The following is a 13466-nucleotide window of genomic DNA, read 5'->3' as shown; positions in this document are numbered from 1 at the left end:
AAAACTGCAAGATGTAATAAAACATGCAGTTACACCTGTAAAATTAGTCAAGTATATCGGAATGGTCGCTTGACATTTTATGCTAAGCGTTTGATAAAATAAAAGTGATTTACTTTTTTTATTTTTTAGATCATCGGATGTCTTTTTTTTTATTCACCTGATGCTTTTTTTGATTTGTTTTTTCCATATATTATTTTTGGCGACGAATTAGTAGTTACAACTGATTCATTAATCAATACTTTTTCTATATTTGTCATAGATGGTAATTCGTACATTACATCTAGCAAAATGTTTTCCACAATAGATCTTAATCCTCTTGCACCTGTTTTTTTATGCATTGCTTTTTTTGCAATAGATAAGATAGATTTTTTATTAAATTCAAGATGTACTTTTTCTAATTGAAATAATGTTTGATACTGTTTAATTAAAGCATTTTTGGGTTCACAAAGTATCTTAACTAATGCATCTTCGTTCAATTCATTTAATATAGTAATTATAGGCAACCGACCAATAAATTCTGGAATAAGACCAAATTTTATGAGATCTTTAGGTTCTACTAGTTTTAATAATGCCTCTTCTGATATTTCTTTCTGTTTTCTGTCTATCATTGCATTAAAACCAATAACTGTTCCTTTTTCAAGTCTTTTAGAAATAATTCTGGATAACTCTGAAAAAGCACCGGCACAGATAAATAAAATATTTGCAGTATTGACTTGTAAAAATTCTTGCTGTGGATGTTTACGACCTCCTTGAGGAGGAACAGATGCCAACGTTCCTTCAATCAACTTTAATAAAGCTTGTTGTACTCCTTCTCCAGAAACATCTCTAGTAATAGATGGATTATCAGATTTGCGTGCTATTTTATCTATTTCGTCTATATATACAATACCTAATTCTGCTTTTTTTACATTGTATTTACATTTTTGTAATAATTTTTGTATGACATTTTCAACATCTTCTCCTACGTATCCTGCTTCAGTCAGAGTAGTAGCATCTGCAATGGTAAATGGTACATCTAATAATTTAGCGAGAGTTTCAGCTAATAAGGTTTTTCCACTACCAGTAGGTCCTATTAATAAAATATTACTTTTACCTAATTCAACACTATTTGAATGATTCAAATTACGTAGACGTTTGTAATGATTATATACCGCAACAGATAGTACTTTTTTCGTATGATCTTGTCCAATTACATAATTATCAAGATGTTTTTTAATTTCTTCTGGTTTTGGTAAGTAATTTATTTGATTCTCTTTTTCTAATGCTTTATTTTTAATAATTTCTTCAGTAATAATATCATTACATAATCTTACACATTCATCACATATATATACTGTTGGTCCAGCTATTAATTTTCGTACTTCTTTTTGATTTTTTCCGCAAAAAGAACAATAAAGAAGTTTATTAGAATTGTCTTTACTCTTGTCTGTCATATTTTGACCTCTTTTTTATTCTTATTATATTTTTTCTTTTTTGAGTAAATAGATTCCATATATTTTAATAAACGAAAGATATTATGAAATGTATATAATTTTTTATTGACGTTTAGTTAAAATACAATCAATTAAACCATATTGAATAGATTCATCTGATGATAAAAAACAATCACGTTCTGTATCTTTATTTATTTTTTTTATAGATTGACCAGTATGATATGACATTAATTTATTTAATTTTTTTTTCATTTTTATTATTTCGCGTGCATGAATAGCAATATCTGAAGCTTGTCCTTGGTATCCACCTAACGGCTGATGAATCATAACTTTAGAATTTGGTAAACAAAATCTTTTTCCTTTTGTACCAGATGTTAATAATAGAGCTGCCATAGAACATGCTTGTCCGATACAAATAGTATTAATGTCTGGTTTAACAAATTGCATTGTGTCATAAATAGACATACCTGAGGTGATAATTCCTCCTGGAGAATTTATATATAAGAAGATATCTTTTTCTGTGTTTTCAGCTTCTAAAAATAATATTTGAGCAACTATATTATTAGCCATACTATCTTCTATACTTCCTGTGATAAAGATGATTCGTTCTTTTAATAATCGCGAGTATATATCATATGAACGCTCTCCTCTAGAATGCTGCTCAATAACCATAGGAATTAATATTGAATTAGAATTTTTTTTGATGTTTTGATTGTGACTCTGTAACATGTTTTTTTCCTGAAAAGACTGGACGTTTTTAACATAACAAATATGGAATTTTTAAAGAATATTTTCTATATTATATGATATTTTTTAAATCAATATGAATATATTAAAATATTTTAAATTATTCAAGATAAGACAGTATAGTAAATATTATGCAAAAAATTCTTCATCATTTTCCCATTTATGTTTGATAAATTGATCAAACGTCCAATTTTTTTTGATAATGCTCACTCTTTCTATTAGCCAATGCAGCGCTTGTTTTTGTAATGCTATGTTTTTTATTATGTTTTTTACACTTTTATTATTATATAAGTCATGTATTTTCATTTCTCTTTCGTAATCTAAAGTAATATTTTTAATTATGTTTTCTATATTTTTTTCGTTTTTAAAATATTGATTATCAGAAATAACTTTTTCTAAAATTATTTTATTATATAATCTTTTTTTTGCTTTTAATTTTATATCTATATAATATTTTTTTTCTAAAAGATTGTTATTTTCTTTATATTGTTGTTGTAATTGTTTGTATAAAGTTTCTTTTTCTTCTTTCAATAACAGAGGAGGTAGTAAAATAGGATTTTTTTTAACTATTTCTTCTATAATTTGTTTTTCTAAATTATTTTGAATAATTTGATTAATTTGATTTTTAAGATTGTATTTTATGTTTTCATGATCTTTTTGAGTGAATATTTCTTTTTTTCTTATTTCGTCTGATTCTAGTAATAGTCTTTTTTCAATTTTTATTATTTTAATTTTGAATGTAATTTCTTTATTTTGTAATTCTTTTTCTGGATGATATGGATGAAGTTTAACTTTTAAAAAAATAATATCATTAGTTAAATGATTAATTATTTTATGATTTAATAGGGATAAAAGTTGATTATCAGATACAATAAAGATGATGTTTTCTCTGTTAAATTTATTTATTTTTTTATTTTTTTCATAAATGTTATAGTTAATGGTAACACGATCATAAGATTTAATCGGTTGGTTAACTATATGCCAAACGTTGTTTTTTATTTGGTATTCTTCTATTTTTTTTTTAATGTCATGTTCGGTAATGTTAGTATTAATTTTTGTTACTTTTATATTTTCTATATCTTTTATTTCAAATTGTGGATATAGTTCATAATTTACAGAATATTCAAAGAATTCTTTTTCTTTATCTAAATTTGAACTCATATAATATTTTGGCAAACCAATTATTTTTATTTTTTCTTTCTGAATAAATTCATAAAAAAATTTTTGCATTAGTTCTTTAAATACATCATAATAAATTGTTTCACCATATTTTTTTTGTACAACTTTTATTGGAATTTTTCCTTTTCTAAATCCATTCATATTTGTTTTTTTACTAATTTTTATAAGTTCTCTAAAAATTGCATTATTAACAATTATTTTTGGAATATTAATTGTAACGCGATGACCTGCATCTTTATTTTTTTCTATAAAAAATTTCATCTTATTACCTCAAACAATTATTTTATGAGTATATTTTAGATATTCTATCTTCTAAAAAATTTTAGCAATATTTTTTATTATAGTTCTTATAAAAAATAGTGATTTTTTTAATTTTTCATAAATTCTTTATAGTATTTTTTAACTTTTATTTTTTTTAAAACAATGAGAAATATTATTTTTTTTATATTTTTTATATTCCCATTCTATAGGAGTATAAGTATTTAATGTCATTGAATATATTTTTTCTTTTATTATTTCTGATAAAATAGAAAAAATCATACGATGTCTTGTTATGAGTTTTTGTTTGATAAAATCGTTGCTAATAATAGTAATGGTTAAATGTGTTAAACCTTTTTTTGAGTAATTATGTAACAAACTGTTATCATTAATAATAATAAAATGTACGTTTATTCTATCAGTTAAATGTTTTTTTATTTTTTTTAGAATCATTAATAAATATTTAATCCTTTTTTTAAATTATTTAAGGCATATTAAAGTTTTTTTAAAATGAAAGATGATTAAAAATTTTTATTTTAAATTTTATCAATTTTTAGAAAATAATTCAATTATTTCACAAATTATTAACTTTTATCAAAAGTATAATTTTTCCACATATTTTTAAATAACATTTTATTTAAAATAGTTTTTAAAACTTTTGAATCTAAAATGTTTGATAATATATTAAGTAAGGTTTTTTAATGACATGTTTAAATTATAATAATTTTTTTAAAATATTATCATTAATTTCAATGTTTTTTATATTAAATGGATGCAATAGTTTTTTATTAAACCCTCATGGATTTATTGCTATAGAAGAGTGTTCACTAATATTTATATCATTTATAATGATGTTGTTTGTTATTGTTCCTGTAATTTTTATGACTTTATATTTTTCATTTAAGTATCGTTCAACTAATATCAATCAGATATACAAACCTAATTGGTGTGATTCAAAAAAAATAGAAATTGTAGTTTGGACTATTCCAATTTTAATAGTTTCTGTTTTAGCATTTTTATCTTGGCATTATAGTCATAAGTTAGAACCGAAAAAATCTCTAGTATCTTTGTATAAGCCTCTTAAAATAGATGCAATTGCTTTAGATTGGAAGTGGTTATTTATTTATCCAGATTATCATATTGCAACGATTAATGAAATTATGTTTCCAGTCAATAGACCTATAGAGTTTCGAATTACTTCTAATTCTGTTATGAATGCTTTTTTTATTCCCTCTCTAGGTAGTCAGATATATGCTATGCCTGGAATGATAACAAAATTAAATTTGATTTCTAATAGTCCGGGAAAATATAAAGGAATATCTTCTAATTATAGCGGTAGAGGTTTTTCTAATATGAAGTTTACTGCAATATCTGTATCAAACAACACTACTTTTACAAAATGGTTGAAAGTAATAACAAATTCATCTAAAAAACTAAACACAATAAAAATTTTTAATGCAATATCTAGTCCAGATGAAAATCATCCTGTAGAATATTTTTCAAATGTTAAAAAAAATTTATTTAATGAAATTATCTATCAATCTTCTGTACATTGTTTAAAAATCAACAAAAAAGAATCTATTAATAAAATTTTGATGAAAAATGCTACGGTGGAGAAATAATAAAATGTTTGGAAAATTGACATTTGACGTTATACCTTATCATGAACCAATTATAATGGTGACTTATATTGGTATTATTATGATTGCATTATGTCTTGTATCAGGTATTACTTATTATCAAAAATGGCAGTATTTATGGTCAGAATGGTTTACTACAGTTGATCATAAAAAAATATCTATTATGTATGGAATACTTGCATTTATTATGTTGTTTCGTGGTTTTGTTGATGCAATGCTCATGCGCACCCAGCAAGTAATTTCATCAGCTGGTTATAAAGGATTTTTACCACCCCATCATTATGATCAAATATTTACAGCACATGGCGTAATAATGATTTTTTTTGTGGCTATGCCACTTGTAATTGGTTTAATGAACTTAGTCGTACCTTTACAAATTGGAGCTCGTGATGTAGCTTTTCCTTTTCTTAATAATTTAAGTTTTTGGTTAAATGCTAGTAGTGCAGTATTATTAACTTTATCTTTAGGAATTGGGGAATTTGCGCAAACAGGTTGGTTAGCTTATCCTCCATTATCTGGTATAAAATATAGTCCAGGTGTAGGAGTAGATTATTGGATTTGGAGTCTGCAAATTTCTGGTGTTGGAACGACATTAACAGGAATTAATTTTTTAGTAACAATTTTAAAGATGAGAGCTCCAGGTATGTCTTTTTTTAAAATGCCAGTTTTTACTTGGACTTCTTTATGTACTAATATTTTGATTGTTATTTCATTTCCAGTTTTAACTATTACACTAGTATTATTAACTTTAGATCGTTATTTTAATTTTCATTTTTTTACTAACGATTTAGGTGGAAATGCTATGTTATATGTTAATTTAATATGGATTTGGGGTCATCCAGAAGTGTATATTTTAGTTCTTCCGGTATTTGGAGTATTTTCAGAAATAGTAGCAACTTTTTCGCAAAAACGTCTATTTGGCTATGTATCTTTAGTATGGGCTACCTTATCTATTACTATTTTATCCTTTATTGTATGGCTTCATCATTTTTTCACTATGGGTGCAGGTGCAAACATAAACGCTTTTTTTGGAATTACTACAATGATTATAGCGATTCCGACTGGAGTAAAAATTTTTAATTGGTTGTTCACCATGTATCATGGTCGTATTCATATGCATTCTTCTATGTTATGGACGTTAGGTTTTTTAGTTACTTTTTCTGTTGGCGGAATGACTGGTGTATTATTATCAGTTCCTCCTGCTGATTTTATTTTGCATAATAGTTTATTTTTAGTTGCACATTTTCATAATGTAATAATTGGTGGAGTTGTCTTCGGTTGTTTCGCAGGTATTAGCTATTGGTTTCCTAAATTATTCGGTTTTATTTTAAATGAAAAATGGGGAAAACGTGCTTTTTGGTTTTGGATCATAGGTTTTTTAATTGCTTTTTTACCTTTATATTTTTTAGGTTTAATGGGAATGACTCGCAGATTAAGTCAGAATATTGATGCTGAATTTCATGCTTTATTATCTATTGCAGCTGTTGGAGCTTGTTTTATTGGATTGGGTATAATATGTCAAATAATACAGTTTTTTGTTTCTATCAGAGATCGCCGATATAATCTAGATTTAACTGGTGATCCTTGGAATGCTAGAACTTTAGAATGGTCTGTTTCTTCTCCTGCTCCCGTCTATAATTTTTCAATTATTCCTATTGTTAAAGATAGAGATGATTTTTGGCTGACTAAAATAAATCAAAAAAATCAGAAAACAAAATTAATTAATAATATTTTAAATTATCAAGAAATTCATATGCCTAAAAATACAGGATTAGGTTTTTTAATTAGTGTTTTTTCTTTATTTTTTGGTTTTGCAGCCGTATGGCATATTGTTTGGTTATGTTTTTTATCTTTTTTTGCAATTATTACAAGCTTAGTAGTAAAAAGCATAAATGAGGATCATGAATATACTATATCAGTAGAAGAAATAAAAAAAATTGAAAAGAAATATTTAGAAAATATTCAAAAAGCAGGTTTAAAATGATAGATAATAAAACAAATAATATAATCTCAAAAACAAATTTAACTATTGAAAAACAGAAATTAAAAAATAATAAATTATTTGGTTTATGGATATATTTAATGAGTGATTGTATCATTTTTGCAGTGTTATTTGCTGTTTATGCTATAATTTACTCAAATATATCTATTTATTTAATTCCTAATAGGTTGTTTAATTTATCTTCTGTTCTGTTAGAAACATTTTTTTTATTGTTAAGTTCTTTGTCTTGTAGTTTTGTTGTTATAGGCATCAATAAAAAAAATATTAAAATAATTTATTCATCTTTAATAATTACCTTTTTTCTAGGTTTTGCTTTTTTGTTTATGGAAATAAGTGAATTTTATGAACTTATAGAAAATAATTTTGGTCCTAATAAAGATGCATTTTTTTCTATTTTTTTTACTCTTATAGGAACACATGGAGTTCATGTTTTTTTTGGTTTAATTATTATATTATCAATTTTTTATCAAATAAGAGTATTAGGTTTGACTTATTCTATTTGTACTCGAATTTTATGCCTTAGTATATTTTGGCATTTTTTAGATATTATATGGATTTGTGTTTTTACTTTTGTTTATTTAAACGGAGCTGTTTAATGTACAATCGTATTCAATTAAATATTGATAAGGAAATAAAATCTTATTTTTTAGGTTTTTTATTTTCTGTAGTATTAACTGTATTACCATTTTTGTTAGTGATGCAAAAAATATTCTCTAGTGATTTAAATTATATAATTATTCTAATATGTGCCATAAGTCAAATTGTTGTTCATTTTTTGTTTTTTTTACATTTAAATTTTTCTACTATAGAAGGACAATGGAATATTGTAGCGTTATTATTTGTAATTATAATAATTTTTATTGTTGTTTTTGGTTCTATATGGATCATGTTTAATTTAAATCACCATATGCTATTACATTAAATTTAAGACGTCTTTATCTATGTTAAAGTATTATTTAGAAATAATAAAACCCGGTATTATTATGGGGAATATTATTTCAATTACAGGTAGTTTTTTGTTCGCATCCAAGCATACTTTTTTTAATTTTTTTTTGTTTTTATATACTGTTTTAGGTACATCTTTGGTTATTGCTTCTGCGTGTGTTTTTAATAATTTAATCGATTGTGATATAGATAAAAAAATGGAACGTACGAGTGATAGAGTTTTATCAAAAAAAATACTATCGCCCGTATGCGTGTACGTCTTTTCTATTTTTTTAGGAATTCTAGGAATATCTATATTAGGTTTTTCAGTAAATTATTTAACCATGTTTTTGTCACTTTTCGGATTTTTTGTTTATGTTTTTTTGTATACATTATTATGTAAGCGTAGAACAATTTATTCAACATTTATTGGTAGTTTTTCAGGTTCTACACCATCTATTATTGGTTATACAGCAGTGACAAATACTATAGATTTATTTGCAATTTTATTGTTTATCATTTTTATATTTTGGCAAATGTCTCATTTTTACGCCATTTCCATATTTAGAATTCGAGACTACGAACAAGCTAAAATTCCGGTTTTTTCTGTAGTAAAAGGTGTTGTGACGACAAAAAAACATATTTTCTATTATATTATTTTTTTTATTTTTTTTAGTATTTTACTAATATTTTTATGTAAATTAAGTTATACATTTTTATTTTTATCTTCTATTGTGAATTTTTATTGGTTATTTTTATCTTGTGATAAGATTGAAAAAAATAATAAAAAAAATGCTTGCCAATTATTTTATTGTTCTATTGTAGTTGTCATTTTATTTAATTTTTTGCTATCTATAGATATTTTATTTTAATTTTTTATAAACATTTTACTGGTTTTGGAATTCCTGCAATTTTACTAGCTTGTTCGGCTGGTCCTTTAGGAAAAAGCTTAAATAGATAAATACTATTGCTTTTAGATTTTCCTATTTTTTCTTTAATACTTTTAATTAACATCCTCATAGATGGTGTAATATTAAATTGTAAATAAAATTTTCGGATAAAAATAATCACTTTCCAGTGATCAGAATTTAAATTGATATTTTCTTTTTGTGCAATTTCTTTTGCTAATAAGATATTCCAATCTTTAGTTCTCTTTAAATATCCTTCTGAATCTTTTTCAACTTCTTCATATGTGTATGAAATTTTATTTTTAGTATGCATTGTTTTTTGAAAAATATTTTTAAATTAAAGATAAAAGTTTAATCAAAAATTGAATATGGAAAATTATAAAATGAACTTTTCAGAATTACAAGTTACATTAAGTTTTTGTATAATTTTTTTATTACGTATGTTGGGGATGTTTATGATTCTTCCTGTCTTAAGTAAATATGGTATGCTTTTAGACGGTGGAAATAAATTTTTAATAGGTTTGTCAATAGGAATCTATGGTATTTCTCAAGTGATATTTCAAATTCCTTTTGGAATATTATCTGATAAATTTAGTCGTAAAAAAATTATAATATTTGGTCTTTTGATATTTTTTATAGGTAATATTATTTGTGCTAGTGTTCATTCTATTTGGGGATTAATTATTGGTAGATTTTTACAAGGTTCAGGAGCTATTTCAGGTGTATGTATGGCTTTTTTATCTGATTTAATCCAAGAAAAAAATCGTGTCAAAGCTATTGCTTGTATAGGTGTTAGTTTTGCTTTTTCTTTTTTAATAGCAATGATATCTGGACCTTTAATGGTTAAATATTTTGGATTTTTTTCTCTTTTTTGGACATCTTCATTTTTATCTATTATCTGTATAATAATTGTTTTTTTTACTTTTCCATATTCTGATAAGAATACTGCATATAAGAATAAAAATATTTTAAATAATCAAGTATTAGGATTTATTTTCAAAAAAAATTTCATGAGATCTTATATTGGTATATTTTTTTTACATTTTTTATTAATGATGAATTTTATGATAATACCTAATCAATTTGAATTATCTGGTCTTTCCTTAAACAATCACTGGAAAGTATATTTATTTACTATATTAGTTTCTTTTATTATTTTATTTTTATTTATATTTTATTGTAAAATTAAATATGTTTTAGATTATATTATTGAAATTTCTATTATTTTTCTTTTTTTTTCAGAGATAATTTTTATAGAATCAACTGATCATTTATTATTTTCAATTATTGCTTTACAAGTTTTTTTTCTATCTTTTAATTTTCTTGAAGTATTTCTTCCTTCTCATCTGAATAAACAAGAATTATACAATTATAAAGGCAGTATAATGAGCATGTACTCTACTAGTCAGTTTTTAGGTATATCATTGGGAGGTATTTGTAGCGGATGGTTATATACTTTTTTAAATATTAAGCAAATGTTTTTATTTGAAATACTTATTATTTTATTTTGGTTAATATTTAGTCTTTTTTGTAAAAAAAATTGTCTTTTAGAAAAAAAAACATGAGATAATAAATATTATTTATAATTTTTTATAAAATTACTATTTTCTATAGGTATTCAAATATGGATTTTTTTAGTCGATATAAGGTATATCAAGATCGCGTAAATAAAAAATTATCCGATACGTTAAATAATTTACCTTTTCAAGAATCAAATCTTTTAAAAGCTATGAAATATAGTATTTTTTCAGGTGGTAAGCGATTACGTTCTTGTTTAGTGTATACTACTGGAAAAATTTTTAAGGTCAATATTATTACATTAGATGTAATTTCTACAGCTATTGAATGTATTCATTCATATTCTTTAATTCATGATGATTTACCATGCATGGATAATGATGATTTAAGAAGAGGAAAACCTTCTTGTCATATAAAATATAATGAAAATATTTCTTTACTTGCTGGAGATGCTTTACAAAGCCTTGCATTTAATGTTTTATCAAAAGATTTAATGCCTGGTGTATCTAATTTTAAACGAATAAGTATGATTTCTGAATTATCGAATGCTATTGGTGCTTCTGGCATGTGTATAGGTCAAACGTTAGATTTAGAAGCTAAAATAAAAGAGATGAATTTATCTCAATTAGAAAATATTAATTTGTATAAAACTGCATTTTTAATACGTTCTTCTACTCGTTTAGCATATTTATCTTCAAATAATTTTTCTAAAACTATACTATCAATTTTAGATATTTTTTCTAGTTCTATTGGATTAGCTTTTCAAATTCAAGATGATATATTAGATTTGAAAGATATTGGTTTTAAAAAAAGAAAAAATCAAATTAATAATAAATATACTTATCCATCTTTGACAAATATAGAAAAATCAAAAAATAGAATAAAAGAATTATATGAAAAAGCATTTTTTGCATTAGATAGTTTAAAAAAAAAGAATTTTAATACTAATGCATTAGAAAAATTAACACATTTTATAATTAAACGTATTGAATAAATTTTATAATGAGCATCTGATGAATTTTAATTTTAAAAAATATCCCATTTTGTCTTTTGCGAATTCAGTAAAAAACTTAAGACTTTTATCTATTGATCAGCTTCCTCAATTATGCATTGAATTGCGTCAATATTTATTAGATGTTCTGACTATTTCTCAAGGACATTTTGCATCTGGATTAGGTGTAGTAGAAATTACTGTAGCATTGCATTATATTTATAATACTCCATTTGATAATTTACTGTGGGATATAGGACATCAAGCATATCCACATAAAATATTAACTGGAAGAAGTAAAGATATAAAAAATATTAGAAAAAAAAATGGGTTACACTCATTTCCTTGTAGAGAAGAAAGTAAATTTGATGTATTAAGTGTTGGTCATTCATCAACTTCTATTAGTGCAGGTTTGGGAATGTCTATTGCCGCTGAAAAAGAAGGCAAGAATAGAAAAACTATTTGTGTTATTGGTGATGGCGCAATGACAGCAGGTATGGCTTTTGAAGCTATGAATCATGCTGGAGAATTAAAATCTAATTTATTAATTATACTAAACGATAATCAAATGTCTATTTCAAAAAATGTAGGAGCATTAAATAATCATTTAAAATTTTTAAGAAATATTAAATATACTAAAAAAAATACAAATAATTTAGATTTTTTTGGGAAGAAAGAGTTTTTAAAAACTGTAGAGATTAAAAATAACTTTTTTTCATTAAATACTATCTTTTCTAATTTAGGTTTAAAATATTTAGGTCCATTTGATGGACATAATATTTATTTTATTATTAATATATTAAAAAAAATAAAATCTCAAAAAGGTACTTATTTATTACATCTTGTCACTAAAAAAGGAAAAGGTTATCTTCCGGCAGAATTAGATCCTATTAAATGGCATGCAATATCTTCAAGTAATTCAATAGTTTCAAAAAAATCTATTAGTTATTCAGATGTTTTTGGTTCCTGGCTTTGTGAAATGGCTGAAATTGATGAAAAATTAATAGCTATTACACCTGCCATGTCTGAAGGTTCTGGTATGGTAAAATTTTCTCGTCTTTTCCCTGGTCAATATTTTGATGTTGCTATAGCTGAACAACATGCAGTTACTTTTGCTGCCGGTCTTGCCATTAGTGGCTATAAACCAGTTGTGTCTATTTATTCTACTTTTTTGCAACGAGCTTATGATCAACTTATACATGATGTTGCGTTACAAAAATTGTCTGTTTTATTTGCTATTGATAGAGGAGGAATTGTTGGTAATGATGGTCAAACTCATCAAGGAATATTTGATTTAGCCTACTTGCGATGTATCCCTGGCATAATAATTATGACACCTAGTAATGAAAATGAATGTCGACAAATGCTTTATACAGGTTATATGTATAATAAAGGTCCAAGTGCTGTAAGATATCCTAAAGGTAATGGTATAGGGGCTTTGTTAATGCCCATGAATAAAATTCCATTAGGAAAATCTCTTATAAAAAGATTAGGAGAAAAAATAGCTATTTTGAATTTTGGTGCTTTATTGAAAAATGCTTTTTTTGCTGCTAATAATTTAAATGCAACACTAGTTGATATGCGTTTTGTAAAACCATTAGATAAATCTATGATTTTAAAATTGTCTTCTAATCATAATTTTTTTATTACTCTTGAAGAAGGTGTTATTTCTGGTGGAGCAGGAAGTGCTGTAAATGAGTTTATCATGTTGAAAAAAATTACTTTACCAGTTTTAAATATTGGATTGCCAGATGAATTTATTCCGCAAGGAACTCAGGATGAAATTAGACATGATTATCAGTTAGATGAAGAAGGTATTTATAAAAAAATATTCTTTTGGTTGACAGAATAATTGAAATTATATTT

At 24.5% G+C, this 13466-nt stretch carries 13 protein-coding genes; 8 read left to right on the top strand and 5 right to left on the bottom strand.

Annotated elements, in window-relative coordinates; translation table 11 throughout:
• Positions 1 to 149 precede the first annotated feature (149 nt).
• From clpX to BUMPG002_RS02405, 4 genes are all read right to left on the bottom strand, one after another.
• Positions 150 to 1433, bottom strand: a complete 1284-nt coding sequence (gene clpX, locus BUMPG002_RS02420) for an ATP-dependent protease ATP-binding subunit ClpX (RefSeq protein WP_025369100.1) — start codon at positions 1431 to 1433, stop codon at positions 150 to 152.
• Between the two features lie 102 nt (positions 1434 to 1535).
• On the bottom strand, positions 1536 to 2162 hold the full coding sequence (gene clpP / locus BUMPG002_RS02415; protein WP_025384595.1) for an ATP-dependent Clp endopeptidase proteolytic subunit ClpP: 627 nt from the start codon (positions 2160 to 2162) through the stop codon (positions 1536 to 1538).
• A 147-nt stretch (positions 2163 to 2309) separates the two neighbouring features.
• A complete protein-coding gene (tig, locus tag BUMPG002_RS02410; RefSeq protein WP_025369098.1) occupies positions 2310 to 3620 on the bottom strand; it encodes a trigger factor in 1311 nt (436 codons plus the stop codon).
• 138 nt (positions 3621 to 3758) lie between these two features.
• Entirely contained in the window at positions 3759 to 4070 is a 312-nt protein-coding gene (locus BUMPG002_RS02405) for a BolA family protein (protein WP_025369097.1), read from the bottom strand.
• Between the two features lie 248 nt (positions 4071 to 4318).
• Here BUMPG002_RS02405 and cyoA point away from each other — a divergent pair, with 248 nt between their 5' ends.
• The 5 genes from cyoA to cyoE are packed head-to-tail and all read left to right on the top strand — an operon-like array spanning position 4319 to position 9055.
• Positions 4319 to 5239, top strand: a complete 921-nt coding sequence (cyoA, locus tag BUMPG002_RS02400) for a ubiquinol oxidase subunit II (RefSeq protein WP_025369096.1) — start codon at positions 4319 to 4321, stop codon at positions 5237 to 5239.
• 4 nt (positions 5240 to 5243) lie between these two features.
• Entirely contained in the window at positions 5244 to 7241 is a 1998-nt protein-coding gene (cyoB, locus tag BUMPG002_RS02395; protein ID WP_025369095.1) for a cytochrome o ubiquinol oxidase subunit I, read from the top strand.
• Positions 7238 to 7855 (top strand): cytochrome o ubiquinol oxidase subunit III, encoded by a 618-nt coding sequence (gene cyoC / locus BUMPG002_RS02390; protein ID WP_025369094.1) that lies wholly within the window; start codon positions 7238 to 7240, stop codon positions 7853 to 7855. The genes cyoB and cyoC overlap by 4 nt, the downstream gene beginning before the upstream one ends.
• Positions 7855 to 8181 carry a cytochrome o ubiquinol oxidase subunit IV gene (cyoD, locus tag BUMPG002_RS02385; RefSeq protein ID WP_025369093.1) on the top strand — a complete coding sequence of 109 codons (327 nt, stop codon included), beginning with the start codon at positions 7855 to 7857 and terminating at the stop codon, positions 8179 to 8181. Before cyoC ends, cyoD begins: the two co-directional genes overlap by 1 nt.
• Positions 8182 to 8200: 19 nt before the next feature.
• A complete protein-coding gene (gene cyoE, locus BUMPG002_RS02380) occupies positions 8201 to 9055 on the top strand; it encodes a heme o synthase (RefSeq protein WP_025369092.1) in 855 nt (284 codons plus the stop codon).
• Positions 9056 to 9059: 4 nt separating this feature from the next.
• Here the strand turns inward: cyoE and BUMPG002_RS02375 are convergent, their stop codons facing one another.
• A complete protein-coding gene (locus tag BUMPG002_RS02375; protein ID WP_044006143.1) occupies positions 9060 to 9404 on the bottom strand; it encodes a TusE/DsrC/DsvC family sulfur relay protein in 345 nt (114 codons plus the stop codon).
• A 70-nt stretch (positions 9405 to 9474) separates the two neighbouring features.
• On the opposite strand from BUMPG002_RS02375, the gene BUMPG002_RS02370 reads away from it, so the two are divergent.
• The 3 genes from BUMPG002_RS02370 to dxs are packed head-to-tail and all read left to right on the top strand — an operon-like array spanning position 9475 to position 13452.
• Complete coding sequence (locus BUMPG002_RS02370) at positions 9475 to 10656, top strand: MFS transporter (RefSeq protein WP_025369090.1); 1182 nt, start codon at positions 9475 to 9477, stop codon at positions 10654 to 10656.
• 59 nt (positions 10657 to 10715) lie between these two features.
• Positions 10716 to 11603 carry a (2E,6E)-farnesyl diphosphate synthase gene (ispA, locus tag BUMPG002_RS02365; RefSeq protein WP_025369089.1) on the top strand — a complete coding sequence of 296 codons (888 nt, stop codon included), beginning with the start codon at positions 10716 to 10718 and terminating at the stop codon, positions 11601 to 11603.
• A 19-nt stretch (positions 11604 to 11622) separates the two neighbouring features.
• Entirely contained in the window at positions 11623 to 13452 is a 1830-nt protein-coding gene (dxs, locus tag BUMPG002_RS02360) for a 1-deoxy-D-xylulose-5-phosphate synthase (RefSeq protein WP_025369088.1), read from the top strand.
• Positions 13453 to 13466 lie beyond the last annotated feature (14 nt).

It is taken from the genome of Buchnera aphidicola str. G002 (Myzus persicae), assembly GCF_000521565.1.
Classification (GTDB): domain Bacteria; phylum Pseudomonadota; class Gammaproteobacteria; order Enterobacterales; family Enterobacteriaceae; genus Buchnera; species Buchnera aphidicola_C.
This window is presented reverse-complemented; position numbering and strand designations above follow the sequence as displayed.

Excerpts from the sequence above, each read along its gene's own strand:
- clpX (WP_025369100.1), bottom strand. The coding sequence starts at position 1,433 with ATGACAGACAAGAGTAAAGACAATTCTAATAAACTTCTTTATTGTTCT.
- clpP (WP_025384595.1), bottom strand. The coding sequence starts at position 2,162 with ATGTTACAGAGTCACAATCAAAACATCAAAAAAAATTCTAATTCAATA.
- tig (WP_025369098.1), bottom strand. The coding sequence starts at position 3,620 with ATGAAATTTTTTATAGAAAAAAATAAAGATGCAGGTCATCGCGTTACA.
- BUMPG002_RS02405 (WP_025369097.1), bottom strand. The coding sequence starts at position 4,070 with ATGATTCTAAAAAAAATAAAAAAACATTTAACTGATAGAATAAACGTA.
- cyoA (WP_025369096.1), top strand. The coding sequence starts at position 4,319 with ATGACATGTTTAAATTATAATAATTTTTTTAAAATATTATCATTAATT.
- cyoB (WP_025369095.1), top strand. The coding sequence starts at position 5,244 with ATGTTTGGAAAATTGACATTTGACGTTATACCTTATCATGAACCAATT.
- cyoC (WP_025369094.1), top strand. The coding sequence starts at position 7,238 with ATGATAGATAATAAAACAAATAATATAATCTCAAAAACAAATTTAACT.
- cyoD (WP_025369093.1), top strand. The coding sequence starts at position 7,855 with ATGTACAATCGTATTCAATTAAATATTGATAAGGAAATAAAATCTTAT.
- cyoE (WP_025369092.1), top strand. The coding sequence starts at position 8,201 with ATGTTAAAGTATTATTTAGAAATAATAAAACCCGGTATTATTATGGGG.
- BUMPG002_RS02375 (WP_044006143.1), bottom strand. The coding sequence starts at position 9,404 with ATGCATACTAAAAATAAAATTTCATACACATATGAAGAAGTTGAAAAA.
- BUMPG002_RS02370 (WP_025369090.1), top strand. The coding sequence starts at position 9,475 with ATGAACTTTTCAGAATTACAAGTTACATTAAGTTTTTGTATAATTTTT.
- ispA (WP_025369089.1), top strand. The coding sequence starts at position 10,716 with ATGGATTTTTTTAGTCGATATAAGGTATATCAAGATCGCGTAAATAAA.
- dxs (WP_025369088.1), top strand. The coding sequence starts at position 11,623 with ATGAATTTTAATTTTAAAAAATATCCCATTTTGTCTTTTGCGAATTCA.